Origin of the sequence: Corynebacterium sp. LK2537, assembly GCF_040946485.1 — a bacterium.
In the GTDB taxonomy this organism is placed as follows: domain Bacteria; phylum Actinomycetota; class Actinomycetes; order Mycobacteriales; family Mycobacteriaceae; genus Corynebacterium.
In genome coordinates, this window is record NZ_JAYWLQ010000003.1 from 1 (window position 1) to 12,721 (window position 12,721).

Below are 12,721 nucleotides of genomic sequence, written 5' to 3' on the forward strand. Positions count from 1 at the left end.
TGTTCAACCTTACTCACAACCGTAAACAAAGTCAAACACCGTCACCACCCGTTAACCTCTCAGCTACCTCGCGGCGACTGGGATTAATTTACACACAGTCCCCGAAAGACACAAATCCGCCGGTCACCGGTAAATTCCGGGGCCGACGGATAGGGGCTTTGAGCGTTAGTACCGCTCCTCTTCCTGGGTCCGCTCCACCTGAGCGCCCAGCCGGTTCAGGTTCTCCACGAAGTTCGGGTAGCCGCGGTCGATATGGAAGACGTCGTGGACCACGGAGACCTCGTCCGCACACAGGCCCGCGAGAACCAGGCCGGCGCCGGCGCGAATATCGGAGCTCCAGACGTGGGTCGAAGACAACCGTTCCTGCCCCCGGACGATGACGTGGTGACCGTCGACTTGTGCGTCCGCCCCGAGGCGGAGCATCTCGTCCACAAAACGGAAGCGGGATTCGAAGACGTTCTCGGTGATCATCGTCGTGCCTTCGGCCACCGCCGACAGGCCAATGGCCATCGGCTGCAGATCGGTCGGGAACCCCGGGAAAGGCAGAGTGTTGAAGTTGACCGCCTTCGGGCGCCCGTCCATACGGACCCTAAAGCCGGTCTCGTAGGTCTCCACGTCGGCGCCCGCGGACTTGAGCTTTTCCAGCGGCAGGTGCAGGTGCTTCGGCGCAATCCCGCCCACAGTCAGATCGCCGCGGGTCATGGCAGCGGCATAGGCCCAGGTGCCGGCGACGATACGGTCGCCCACTACCTCGTGCTCGGTGGGCTGCAACTTGTCCACACCCTCAATGGTGACGGTCGACGTCCCCGCCCCACTGATACGCGCGCCCATGGAGTTGAGCATGTCACACAGGTCCACGATCTCCGGCTCGCGCGCGGCATTGTCCAGGACGGTGGTCCCCTCCGCCAGTACCGCTGCGGTCAGGATGTTCTCGGTGGCACCGACCGAGGGGAAGTCGAGCTTGATCTTCGCGCCGTGGAGGCGCTCCGCCTCGGCCACGACGGCGCCGTGCTCAATCCGGGTCTTGGCACCCATCTTCTCCAGGCCCGACTGGTGCATATCCAGCGGGCGGGAACCGATAGCGTCGCCGCCGGGGAGGGCCACCTTCGCCCGACCACAGCGCGAGGTCAGCGGGCCCAAGACGCAAACGGAAGCGCGGAACTGCCGGACGGCATCGAAGTCCGCGTCCGAACGCGGCTGGTCCGGGGTGTCGATGGTGACTACCGAGCCGTCGATAGTGACCTCGCAGCCCAGCCCCTCAAGAACCTTCTTCATGAGGGGTACGTCCAGAATCTCCGGACAGTTAGTCAACGTCGTGCGGCCCTCCGCCAGCAGGGCGGCCGCCATCAGTTTCAGCACACTATTTTTGGCGCCGTCGACCCGCACAGAACCCTGCAGGCGGGCACCACCGGTGACAATAAATTGGTCCTTCACACCGACCAACTTACAGCCTCTTAGGGCAGTGCGCCGATCCGGCGGGCGGCATTGACCGCCTCGTAACGGGTGTGCGCGCCGAGTTTACGCATCACAGAGCGCAGATAAGACTTCACGGTTTCGGCGCCGATGCCCATTTCTTCCGCGGCTTCGACGTTCGTGTGCCCCAGAGCTACGCAGGAGAGCACGTCGAGCTCGCGGGCGGACAGCTTGGTGGACTGCTTGACGCGGACCGGCGAGACCATCTGGTCGCACAGGGTCTCGAGCTCCTTGCGGAGATCGTCTTCGGCCACCCGGTTGGCCAGCATGCGCAGCTTCGAGTGGGTGGAACGGACCTGCTCCCACTCCGCACCGTTCATCACGTGGCCACCGCGACCGGCCCCGGCCTTGCCGCCGTCGGTACGGCGCAGCACCGAGTTGACCGCCAGGTCCTGCTCGAGACAGCGAGCGGTCATGGTGACTTCCTCGATGACCTTGTCTCCCAGGCGGACCGGCGAGTGCACGCCGACGTACAGGACGCCGCGGATTTCGCGCTGGACGATGACCGGCACGGCCACGATGGAGTGCAGTCCCTCGTCCTGGATGAGGCGGTCGTTTTCGTGGGAGATGGTCTTGGCGCGCAGGTAATCCGAGACACCCACCGCGCGGCGACTCTTGACGACGCGGCCACCGACGCCGACGCCGGCATCGATAGTCAGGTTCTGCAGGGCGGGGGTGCGCAGGCCGACCCACTGTGTGATCTGCAGGCGATTATCCGGCAGCAAGGTGCCGTACATCGTCACCGGGATACCAGTGGCGGTCTTCAAGGAAGACAATGCGGCCCGTACGGCCTCGTCGTCATCTTTAATTCGGTGCGCTTCCAAGACGTACTCCTACTCGGGGGTACCCATTAAGGTGCACCCAGGGGTGCCCCTTTTGAACGGGTGTATTACAACACTGTTTCCCAACTGTATCGGGCTAACGGGGGTAATTCTAAATCAGAACTCTCATAAAACACGAATCCGCTACCTAATTAAAATACAGGCGGCGGGGTTAACCACGAGCGCCAGCGCGCCCGAACTGGTATAAGCGCCCGTCACCCACGGGACAACCACCACCGCAGCCAGCGTTTCCCACTGAATAAAACTCGGTCTATTTCTTGCGTACTGGTCGGTCTAGACAACTAGTGTAGGGTGGGAAAAGCAAATCGGAAAACAGCTGCACAAGGAGTCCCGAATACCTATGGCAAAGATTTACGACAACATTCTCGAGACCATCGGCGGTACCCCGCTGGTTCGCGTCAACCGTCTGACCGAGGGCCTCAAGGCCGACGTCCTCGTTAAGGTCGAGTCCTTCAACCCGGCTAACTCGGTCAAGGACCGTATCGGCCAGGCCATCGTCGACGCCGCCGAGGCCTCCGGCGAGCTGAAGCCGGGCGGCACCATCGTGGAAGCCACCTCCGGCAACACCGGCATCGCCCTGGCCCTGGTCGGCGCGGCTCGCGGCTACAAGGTCATCCTGACCATGCCGGAGACCATGTCCAACGAGCGCCGCGTCCTGCTGCGCGCCTACGGTGCCGAGATCGTCCTGACCCCGGGCGCCGCCGGCATGCAGGGTGCAGTCGACAAGGCCAACGAGATCATCGAGCAGAACGAAGGCGCCATCCTGGCCCGCCAGTTCGCTAACGAGGCCAACCCGACCGTCCACTACAACACCACCGGCCCGGAGATCTGGAACGACACCGACGGCAACGTCGACATCCTGGTCGCGGGCGTCGGCACCGGCGGCACCATCACCGGTGCGGGCCGCTTCCTGAAGGAGAAGAACCCGGATCTGAAGACCGTAGCCGTCGAGCCGGCCGCTTCCCCGCTGCTGTCCGAGGGCAAGGCCGGCCCGCACAAGATCCAGGGCCTGGGCGCTAACTTCATCCCGGAGGTCCTGGACCGCAAGCTGGTCGACGAGGTCATCGCCATCAGCAACGAGGACGCTGTGGAAACCTCCCGCAAGCTGGCCGTCGCCGATGGCATCCTGGGCGGCATCTCCACCGGCGCTAACCTGAAGGCAGCCCTGGAGCTGGCCCAGCGCCCGGAGAACGAAGGCAAGACCATCGTCACCGTCGTCTGCGACTTCGGCGAGCGCTACGTCTCCACCATCCTCTACGAGGACATCCGCGAAGATTAATTTCACGCGTTAAGTGCCTGCTTGAGCCTTGTATAGCCAAGCAGGCACTTTTTCTTGCCTTTTGGGCGACCGGTTTTTAGTACGCTTTGGATATGAACATCCTCAGCCGAATCCGCGAAGACCTAGCTAACGCCCGCGACCACGATCCCGCTGCCCGCGGCGACGTCGAAAACGCCATCGTCTATTCCGGACTGCACGCCATCTGGGCCCACCGCGTTTCCCACTGGCTCTGGAAGCGCGGCCTGAAGGGACCGGCCCGCGTCCTGGCGCAGCTTAACCGCTTCTTCACCGGCATCGAGATCCACCCCGGCGCCACCATCGGCCGGCGCTTCTTCATCGACCACGGGATGGGCATCGTCATCGGCGAGACCGCCGAAATCGGCGACGGCGTGATGCTCTACCACGGTGTGACCCTGGGCGGCCAGGTGCTCACCCAAACCAAGCGCCACCCCACCATCGAGGACAACGTCGTCATCGGCGCGGGCGCCAAGGTGCTGGGCCCCATCACCATCGGCCACGGCTCCGCCGTCGGCGCCAACGCCGTCGTTACCAAGGACGTGCCCCCGGAGCACAGCGCCATCGGCATCCCGGCTAAGAACCGCCCGCGTCGCCACGAAGAGCGCATCAAGCTCGTCGACCCCGACTACTTCATCTAGCCGGAGCACAATACCGCGCAGCGCCGCGCACGCGGCCCTGCAGCCGCCGCCTAGCTCCCTCGGTAGCTTCCCCCTTAAGAACCCGCCTGCAACTCCTTGTAGGCGGGATTTTTGTCGATAAAGCGCGCCACGGCGGAGCAGGTCGGGCGCACGCGCTTGCCGGCCTCCCGCGCATCATCCAGCGCGGCCTGAATCAGGGGCTTAGACAGGCCCCGACCCTGAAAGTCCGGGTGGACGACCGTGTGGTCGAACTCGCGGACGTCAGCGTCATCGATGTAGTGCGCGTATCCGGCCTCGTGGCCGTCCACGGTGATGACGAACTGAGAACGATCGGTCTGCTTGGCAACGGAGTAGTTTTCCATGGCCCCAGTATGCCAAAAAGGCCCGTTCCCTTTAGCGGAAACGGACCTTGCTGGTGGCCAGAGCCAGGATCGAACTGGCGACCCCACACTTTTCAGGCGTGTGCTCTACCGACTGAGCTATCTGGCCGAAGACTACCGGAGTAGCCTTGGCGACCCTGACGGGACTTGAACCCGCGACCTCCGCCGTGACAGGGCGGCGCGCTAACCAACTGCGCCACAGGGCCATTATTTAATTTGCTGCATTCCAGGGCTTAGCACCCTGTCTTGCACGAGTTATTACTCTACACAGAACGCCGAAACATAGGCAAATCGCCTGCTAGTCATCCATATTCATAGAGAAAGCTCGCACCAGATGGGACACGTTCACAAGTCTTGCCAAACCCTGGCCGCTCCGCCGTCCCCGCGCCCGAAAGACGCGAAAAAGGGCCGAGGTAAAACCTCGACCCTTCTGGTACTGCGACCCTGACGGGACTTGAACCCGCGACCTCCGCCGTGACAGGGCGGCGCGCTAACCAACTGCGCCACAGGGCCAGCACGTCTAAGACGTACATGGTGAAGAAAAACTCTTTAAAAGAGGCCTTCTCCGTACCCCCAACGGGATTCGAACCCGTGCCGCTGCCGTGAAAGGGCAGTGTCCTAGGCCGCTAGACGATGGGGGCCTGCCGCGGTATTCAAGGCAGAAAACTCTCGCTTTCCCTTGCGCGACTTCTCAAAATATACTGGAAGAATCACTCAATACAAAATCGCGCCCTACCCCGGAGATAAAACCACCGCTATGCCCGAAAATCAGGAAGCCTGCTCGTGCCACGCACCGCATAAACACGGCTACAACGCGGACGCCGACTCCAAGAAGAAGTACCTGGCCAGGCTGCGCAAGATCGAGGGCCAAACCCGCGGAATCCACCGCATGATCGACGAGGATCAATACTGCATCGACATCATCACGCAGATCTCCGCGGTCACCTCCGCCTTGGAAAACGTCTCCCTCGCCCTCCTGGAAGACCACATCGCCCACTGCGTGGCCGGCGCCCGCAACGCGGACGGTACCATCGCCCAGGACAAGCTGGACGAGGCCATGCGCGCCATCAAGAAGATGGTCAAGAGCTAGCCCCCCTTCCCCTAGCGCGCCGTCCAACCAACAGCCCCTGCCGGCGATTTAAACGCCGCCTCAGCGGCTGCCAGGCCTTAATCCTTGTAAAGACATGAAAGAACCCGCTAACGGCTCTTAGAGCGCGCTAGCGGGCTGGTGCGTGGGCCCTGAGGGGCTCGAACCCTCGACCTGCGGATTAAAAGTCCGTAGCTCTACCAGCTGAGCTAAAGGCCCAATGCGTTCCTTATTCTAATAGGAGGCCACGACAGGAAGAAAATAGCCCCCGAACCGGGCCTCAAAGGCCCTGTTCATAGGGGCTACTAACTGCCTAATGAGCGTCGGCGCGCTTACTGGGGACGCATATCCCCGGTCTCGGCGAAGCGAATCTGGAAGTCGAAGGCGGACTTCAGATCGTGCGGGGTGTGGATGAACTTGCCCTGCTTAGCACGCTCGAAGTACTCCTCCAGCGCAGGACGGTAATCCGGGTGAGCCACGGCGATGACCTTCTCGGCGCGCTCGCGCGGAGCCAGGCCGCGCAGGTCAGCCACGCCGTACTCGGTGATGATGACCATGGTGTCGTGCTCGGTGTGGTCGGTGTGCGCCACGAAAGGCACGATGGCGGAGATCTTGCCGTCCTTGGCAATCGACGGGGACACGAAGGTGCTGATGTAGGCGTTGCGGGTGAAGTCGCCCGAGCCACCGGTACCGTTCATGATGCGGGTGCCGCCCACGTTGGTGGAGTTGATGTTGCCGTAGATGTCGCCCTCAATCATGCCGTTGGAGGAAATCAGGCCGACGCGGCGGATGACCTCCGGGTGGTTGGAGATCTGCTGCGGGCGCAGCACAATGTGCTTGGCGTAGCGGTCGGCCTCGGCGTTCATCTTCTCCGCGTACTCCGGGGACAGCGCGAAGGAGGTGGCGGAGGCGACGGTCATCTTGCCGGCGTCGATGAGATCCAGCATGCCGTCCTGGATGACCTCGGTGTAGGCCTGGATGTTTTCGAACTTGGAATCCAGCAGGCCGGCCATCACGGCGTTCGGGACGTTGCCCACGCCCGACTGCATGATGAACTGGTCGTATGCCAGACGGCCGGCGGCAACCTCGCCCTCGAGGAAGTTGATGAAGTTCGCGGCGATCTTCTCGGAGGTCTCGTCCGGGGCCTTGAAGGGGGCGTTGCGGTCCGGGGCGTTGGTCTTAACGACGGCGACGACCTTGTCCTTGGGGATCTCGATGTAGGTCTCACCGATACGGTCGCTGACCTTGGTGATCGGGATCGGCTGGCGGTTCGGCAGCTTCTCGATGCGGTAAATATCGTGCATGCCCTCCAGGTTCAGGGACTGCCACTCGTTGACCTCGAGGATGATCTTGTCCGCGGCCTCGATGTACTCGAGGTTGTTGCCCACGGCGGACGACGGCACGATGTTGCCGTCCTCGGTAATGCGGACGACCTCGATGATGGCTACCTGGAAGTCGCCGTAGAAGCCCTCCTCGACCTGCTGGCCCATGTGGGACAGGTGGACGTCCTGGTAGAGCAGCTCGCCGGAGTTAGCCTTGTTACGCAGCACCGGATCGGAGTTGTACGGGGCGCGGAAGCGCAGGGCGTCTGCCTCCGCGAGGACGCCGTCGCAGTCCGGGGCGGTGGAGGCGCCGGAAAAGACGTCAATCTTGAACTCTTCGCCCGCCTCGTGGGCCTTGGTGGCCTTCTCCGCGATAGCGGCCGGCAGCGCCTTCGGGTAACCGGCACCGGTGAAGCCGGAAATGCCCACTCGGTCGCCATTGTTAACGTACTTGGCTGCCTCCTCGGCGGAGACCACGAGGTCCTGGTAATACCCAATCCGCTCAGTCAAGTCTTTACCTCCTGTGATTGTCGCGGCGCGCGGGTGTAACGCACGCCGCATGGTTTTAGTTACACGCACCACATTAGCGAATATTTGCAACCTTTTCCGCAACTGTGCCAAAACTGTGAAGACAAGGTGCACCCGCCGTCCCGGTTTGCCAGCGTTTCTGCCCACAGTCCACAATGTAAAACGTGACTTTGCGCATCGGTTCTATCTCTCTCAACTCCCCCGTCATCCTCGCCCCGATGGCCGGGGTGACCAACGTGGCTTTCCGGACGCTGTGCCGCGAGCAGGAGCTCGCCCGCACCGGCACCGTGGCCGGCCTCTACGTCTGCGAGATGGTCACCGCCCGCGCCCTGGTGGAACGCAACGAGAAGACCATGCACATGACGACCTTCGCCCCGAGCGAGGATCCGCGTTCGCTCCAGCTCTACACCGTCGATCCGGAATACACCTACCGCGCAGCGAAGATGATCGTGGACGAGAACCTGGCCGATCACATCGACATGAACTTCGGCTGCCCGGTCCCGAAGGTCACCCGCCGCGGGGGCGGATCCGCACTGCCGTATAAGCGCCGGCTTTTCGGCAACATCGTCGCGGCCGCCGTCAAGGCCACGGAGGGCACCGACATCCCGGTGACGGTGAAGATGCGCGTCGGCATCGATAGCGAGCACCACACGCACCTGGACGCCGGCCGTATCGCCGTTGAGGAGGGCGCGGCCGCCGTGGCGCTGCACGGGCGCACCGCCGCCCAGCGCTACTCGGGTCAGGCGGACTGGTCGGAAATTGCCCGCCTGAAGGAGCACCTCGCGGACAGTGGGGTGCCGGTCCTGGGCAACGGTGATATCTTCAAGGCTTCCGATGCCGCCGCGATGATGGAAGCCACCGGCTGCGACGGGGTCGTCGTCGGCCGCGGCTGCCTAGGCCGCCCCTGGCTCTTCGCCGAGCTATCTGCCCACCTGCGCGGCGAGCCGGTGCCCGAGGAGCCGACGCTGGGCGAGGTCACGCAGATCGTCTACCGCCACGCGGAGCTGCTCGCGCACTACGACGGCGAGGCCCACGCCTGCCGCGATATTCGTAAACACATTGCGTGGTACCTGCGCGGCTTCCCGGTCGGCGGCGAGGTCCGTTCGCAGCTGTCTAAGGTAAACTCCCTGCCGGATCTGCGCGAGCTGCTCGCCCCCTGGGCCGGCTCTAATGCCCGGGCTGACGATGCCTCTGGGCCCCGCGGACGTCAGGGTTCGCCGGCCAAGGTCGCGCTGCCGGACGGCTGGCTGGACGACCCGGAGGACGAGGCGGTGCCCGCCGGCGCCGAGATCATGAACTCCGGCGGCTAAACCCGCAGCTTGTATACACCTATCAGGGTATTGAAAATTACTAGTTCTTGGCGGGCGTTCCCAATAAACGTGCACTATACTGTTGGGCATGCGAATTGCCTACAGAGAGAAGTTAGATAACTTCGCGCACGACCTGATCCTGATGTGCGACACGGTTCAGGCGATCATGTCTCAGGCTTCGCGGGCACTTCTGACGGCCGCCTTGCAGCCGGCCGAAGATGGTCTATCCCTATCCGACGAGCTAGAAGAGCTGCGCACCCGGTGCGAAGAACGCGCCGTGTCCCTCCTGGCATTGGAAAACCCCATGGCCAAGGACCTGCGCCAAGTGGTCTCCTCTATCTATATCGTGGAGGACCTCTACCGCATGGGCCAGCTGGCCAAGCACATCGCGAAGTCCGCGCGACGCCGCCACCCCCACCACGTGGTTCCGGAAGAGTTCATGGGGTACCTCGAAGAACTCGCCCGCCTGGTCGATGAGATGTGCTCGCGCACCCGCAACGCTCTTATCGATCCGGATCCCCAGCTGGCGCTGGAGCTGGCGAGCGACGATGACGCGGTGGACGACATCAACCACCACCTGATCACCATCCTGACCCAGCGGGATTGGAAGTACTCCACCCGCTCGGCCGTCGACCTGGCTATGCTCTCGCGCTTCTACGAGCGCTACGCGGACCACTGCGTCAACGTGGCCGCCCGCATCCTCTACCTGAGCACCGGCATGCTGCCGGACGAGTACCTGGCCCGCCGCGCCGACGAGGACCGCCGCCAGGACATGGAGGCCCACTTCGCCGCCCTGGAGCGCCAGTTCCGCCGCTAGCCGGCCTCCCCTTACTACTTGCCCGCCCCGCATCCCGCGCGGCGGGTTTTTCTACGACTAATCCCCCGGCACCAGGGCTCAACCTGGCGCCCGGGGGATTTAAGTCTTTAGCTCAGACAATCAAGTTTTAGCGCAGCGCGCGGTGCGGCCGCGCGCGGGGAGCCTCCTTAGCCGAAACGGCCGGAGATGTAGTCTTCGGTTTCCTTCTTTTCCGGGTTCTCGAAGATCTTGGTGGTGTCGTTGAACTCCACCAGGTGGCCCGGCTTGCCGGTGGCCTCCAGGGAGAAGAAGCCGGTCTTGTCGGACACACGGGATGCCTGCTGCATGTTGTGCGTCACGATGACGATGGTGAATTCCTGCTTCAGCTCGTGAATCAGGTCCTCGACCGCCAGGGTGGAAATCGGGTCCAGGGCCGAGCAGGGCTCGTCCATGAGCAGCACCTCGGGCTCGACCGCAATGGCGCGGGCGATGCACAGACGCTGCTGCTGACCGCCGGAGAGGCCGCCGCCCGGCTTGTCCAGGCGGTCCTTGACCTCGTCCCAGAGGTTGGCGCCGCGCAGGGACTTCTCCGCGACCTCCTTGAGCTTCTTCTTGTTCTTCTCGCCGGACAGCTTCAGGCCGGCGACGACGTTGTCCTCGATGGACATGGTCGGGAACGGGTTGGCCTTCTGGAAGACCATGCCGATGGTGTTACGCACGGAGACCGGGTCGACCTTGGAGTCGTAGACATTCTGGCCGTCCAGCAGGATCTCGCCCTTGACGTAGGCGCCCGGGATGACCTCGTGCATGCGGTTGAGGGTACGCAGCACGGTCGACTTACCACAGCCGGACGGGCCGATGAACGCAGTTACCGCCTGGGCCGGGATGTGCATGTTGACGTTCTGCACAGCGTGGAAGTCGCCGTAGTAGATATTGACGTCATTGAGTTCGAGTTTGGACATCTTGTGCTCCTGAGTATGAGAGTTGTCGGTGAAAGTTCGGGCCGGGCGAAGCAGGTTACTGCTTGACCGAGAACTTCGCGGAGATGATTCGGGCGGCAACGTTGAGCAGCGCGATGAGAAGGACCAAGGTGAAGGCGGCGCCCCACAGCTTGTCGAGGACGGCTTCGGTAACGCCGGCCTTGTACATGTCCAACATCATCAGCGGCAGCGAGGACATGGTGCCACTGGTCGGGTCCCACTTCAGGGCGCTGGTGGAACCGACCAGGATGAGGACCGGAGCGGACTCACCCATGATGCGGGCGATTGCCAGCATGACACCGGTGGCGATACCGGACAGTGCGGTCGGCAGAACAATCTTGGCGATGGTCTTCCACTTCGGCACGCCCAGGGCGTAGGAGGCCTCGCGCAGGTCCATCGGGACCACGCGGAGCATCTCCTCGGTGTTACGGACGACAATCGGAATCATCAGCAGCAACAGGGACCAAGCCAGGGCCAGACCGGAGCGGTCGAAGCCCATGACGCCGATCCAGGCGGCGTAGACGAACAGGGCGGCAACGATGGACGGGACACCGGACAGGATGTCCACCATGAAGGTGGTCACGCGGCCGAGCCACCCGCCACGGGAGTACTCCACCAGGTAGATGGCGGTGAACACGCCAATCGGGACGGCGATGATGGTCGCCAGGCCAGCCTGGATGATGGTACCGACGATGGCGTGCAGCGCACCGCCGCCGGGCTGGTGGTACATGACGCCCAGCATGTCCTCGGTCCACCACTCCACGTTCAGAGTGACGGGCAGGCCCTTGACGATGAGCTCCCAGAGCACCCACACCAGCGGGATGAGAGCGACAATCATGCACAGGTAGATAAGGACGGTCGCCGCGCTGTTGGCGAACTTACGCTTGCCCGAGATGTCGGTAAAGGCGTTGTGTGTGGTCGAAACGTCAGAAGCAGCTACAGCATTAGACATTGTTTGTTATCCTCACTCTTCTACTTCTTGGAGACGATCGCGCGGGCAATGGCGTTGACGATGAACGTCAGCAAGAACAGCACCAGACCGGCGGCGATGTAGGCGCCCGCCTTAATCGGGTTGTTGAACTCCGGTGCCGCGTTCGCAATCGCGGTTGCGAAGGTGGTACCGCCATCGAACAGGGAGAAGCGGAACTCGGACGACGGGCCGACGACCATGTACAGGGCCATGGTCTCACCGAGCGCGCGGCCCAAGCCCAGCATGGCGCCGGAGATGTAGCCCGAGAGGCCGAACGGCAGAACGGTCATGCGGACGACTTCCCAGCGGGTAGCGCCCAGGGCCAGGGCGGACTCGACCTGCCCCTTCGGGGTCTGGACGAAAACCTCACGCGCGGTAGCCGCGATAATCGGCAGAATCATTACGGCCAGCACGATGCCACCGGTGAACATGTTGCGGGCGGTGGCGAACGACGGCGAGTTCTCGTAGACGGTGAAGAGGAAGAATCCGCCGGCCCAGCTGTGAATCCACTCGTAGAAGCCCGACAGCACCGGGCCCAGGACGAGCCAGCCCCACAGACCGTAAACGATGGAAGGAACGGCGGCCAGCATGTCGACCAAAAAGCCCATCGGCTTGACCAGGCGGGCCGGCGCGTAGTTGGACAGGAAGATGGCCACGCCGAGAGCCACCGGCATCGCGATAATCAGAGCCAGCACCGACATGGTGACCGTGGCGGCGAACAGGTTCGGGATACCGAAGTACATTTCGTCCACGTTGGACGTGTCCCACGGACCCGTGTAGATGAAAAAGCCGAGGTAGCCTTCGGCGTTGCGGTTCAGCGCGGGGACGGCACGAATAATCAGGAAGATGCCGATAGCCGCAATGAAGACAGTGATGAGGGTAGCGGACGCGGTGGAGAGAATCTCAAAGACGCGGTCGCCCGGGCGCTTAACGCCGCCGGTCTTCACGCCCTCGGAAGCGCCCTGGGGTTCGTTATCGGGTTTGCCCGCGGCGGTGGTGGTAGCCACGGAGTGGCCTTCCACGTTGCGGTCATCGTCGAGCTTCTTATGCTCACCCGTTGTCGAGTTGTACTCAGCCATGTGGCGGGGATCCTTCAAC

General features: G+C 63.0%; 12 protein-coding genes and 5 tRNA genes. 5 read left to right on the top strand and 12 right to left on the bottom strand.

Features of this window, described 5'->3' with window-relative positions; translation table 11 throughout:
* Positions 1 to 165 precede the first annotated feature (165 nt).
* Together murA and ramA are read right to left on the bottom strand one after the other, a co-directional pair.
* A complete protein-coding gene (gene murA, locus VVS03_RS04835; protein ID WP_368519804.1) occupies positions 166 to 1,434 on the bottom strand; it encodes a UDP-N-acetylglucosamine 1-carboxyvinyltransferase in 1,269 nt (422 codons plus the stop codon).
* A 20-nt stretch (positions 1,435 to 1,454) separates the two neighbouring features.
* Positions 1,455 to 2,297, bottom strand: a complete 843-nt coding sequence (gene ramA, locus VVS03_RS04840) for an acetate metabolism transcriptional regulator RamA (protein WP_368519805.1) — start codon at positions 2,295 to 2,297, stop codon at positions 1,455 to 1,457.
* 358 nt (positions 2,298 to 2,655) lie between these two features.
* Here ramA and cysK point away from each other — a divergent pair, with 358 nt between their 5' ends.
* Positions 2,656 to 3,594, top strand: a complete 939-nt coding sequence (cysK, locus tag VVS03_RS04845) for a cysteine synthase A (protein ID WP_368519806.1) — start codon at positions 2,656 to 2,658, stop codon at positions 3,592 to 3,594.
* A 92-nt stretch (positions 3,595 to 3,686) separates the two neighbouring features.
* Positions 3,687 to 4,250, top strand: a complete 564-nt coding sequence (gene epsC / locus VVS03_RS04850) for a serine O-acetyltransferase EpsC (protein ID WP_368519807.1) — start codon at positions 3,687 to 3,689, stop codon at positions 4,248 to 4,250.
* A 74-nt stretch (positions 4,251 to 4,324) separates the two neighbouring features.
* On the opposite strand, the gene VVS03_RS04855 is transcribed toward epsC, so the two are convergent.
* The 5 genes from VVS03_RS04855 to VVS03_RS04875 form a co-directional block, all read right to left on the bottom strand.
* Positions 4,325 to 4,699: a GNAT family N-acetyltransferase gene (locus VVS03_RS04855; RefSeq protein WP_368519808.1), complete on the bottom strand. Its 375-nt coding sequence runs from the start codon at positions 4,697 to 4,699 to the stop codon at positions 4,325 to 4,327.
* A tRNA-Phe gene (locus VVS03_RS04860) sits at positions 4,664 to 4,739 on the bottom strand. Before VVS03_RS04860 ends, VVS03_RS04855 begins: the two co-directional genes overlap by 36 nt.
* Positions 4,740 to 4,759: 20 nt before the next feature.
* Positions 4,760 to 4,836, bottom strand: a tRNA-Asp gene (locus tag VVS03_RS04865).
* Positions 4,837 to 5,069: 233 nt separating this feature from the next.
* A tRNA-Asp gene (locus VVS03_RS04870) sits at positions 5,070 to 5,143 on the bottom strand.
* 55 nt (positions 5,144 to 5,198) lie between these two features.
* Positions 5,199 to 5,271 (bottom strand) — tRNA-Glu (locus VVS03_RS04875).
* Between the two features lie 116 nt (positions 5,272 to 5,387).
* Between VVS03_RS04875 and VVS03_RS04880 the strand changes: the two genes are divergently transcribed.
* Positions 5,388 to 5,720, top strand: a complete 333-nt coding sequence (locus VVS03_RS04880; RefSeq protein ID WP_368519809.1) for a metal-sensitive transcriptional regulator — start codon at positions 5,388 to 5,390, stop codon at positions 5,718 to 5,720.
* Between the two features lie 143 nt (positions 5,721 to 5,863).
* Here the strand turns inward: VVS03_RS04880 and VVS03_RS04885 are convergent.
* Positions 5,864 to 5,936 (bottom strand) — tRNA-Lys (locus VVS03_RS04885).
* Between the two features lie 113 nt (positions 5,937 to 6,049).
* Positions 6,050 to 7,549, bottom strand: coding sequence for an acetyl-CoA hydrolase/transferase family protein (locus VVS03_RS04890; protein WP_368519810.1), 1,500 nt, complete (start codon positions 7,547 to 7,549; stop codon positions 6,050 to 6,052).
* Positions 7,550 to 7,731: 182 nt separating this feature from the next.
* On the opposite strand from VVS03_RS04890, the gene dusB reads away from it, so the two are divergent.
* Entirely contained in the window at positions 7,732 to 8,877 is a 1,146-nt protein-coding gene (gene dusB, locus VVS03_RS04895) for a tRNA dihydrouridine synthase DusB (protein WP_368534627.1), read from the top strand.
* 88 nt (positions 8,878 to 8,965) lie between these two features.
* Positions 8,966 to 9,694, top strand: a complete 729-nt coding sequence (phoU, locus tag VVS03_RS04900) for a phosphate signaling complex protein PhoU (protein WP_368521627.1) — start codon at positions 8,966 to 8,968, stop codon at positions 9,692 to 9,694.
* A 167-nt stretch (positions 9,695 to 9,861) separates the two neighbouring features.
* Here the strand turns inward: phoU and pstB are convergent, their stop codons facing one another.
* The 3 genes from pstB to pstC are packed head-to-tail and all read right to left on the bottom strand — an operon-like array spanning position 9,862 to position 12,702.
* Positions 9,862 to 10,635 carry a phosphate ABC transporter ATP-binding protein PstB gene (pstB, locus tag VVS03_RS04905; RefSeq protein ID WP_368519813.1) on the bottom strand — a complete coding sequence of 258 codons (774 nt, stop codon included), beginning with the start codon at positions 10,633 to 10,635 and terminating at the stop codon, positions 9,862 to 9,864.
* Positions 10,636 to 10,690: 55 nt separating this feature from the next.
* Positions 10,691 to 11,605, bottom strand: coding sequence for a phosphate ABC transporter permease PstA (gene pstA, locus VVS03_RS04910; protein WP_368534628.1), 915 nt, complete (start codon positions 11,603 to 11,605; stop codon positions 10,691 to 10,693).
* 20 nt (positions 11,606 to 11,625) lie between these two features.
* On the bottom strand, positions 11,626 to 12,702 hold the full coding sequence (pstC, locus tag VVS03_RS04915) for a phosphate ABC transporter permease subunit PstC (protein WP_368519815.1): 1,077 nt from the start codon (positions 12,700 to 12,702) through the stop codon (positions 11,626 to 11,628).
* Positions 12,703 to 12,721 lie beyond the last annotated feature (19 nt).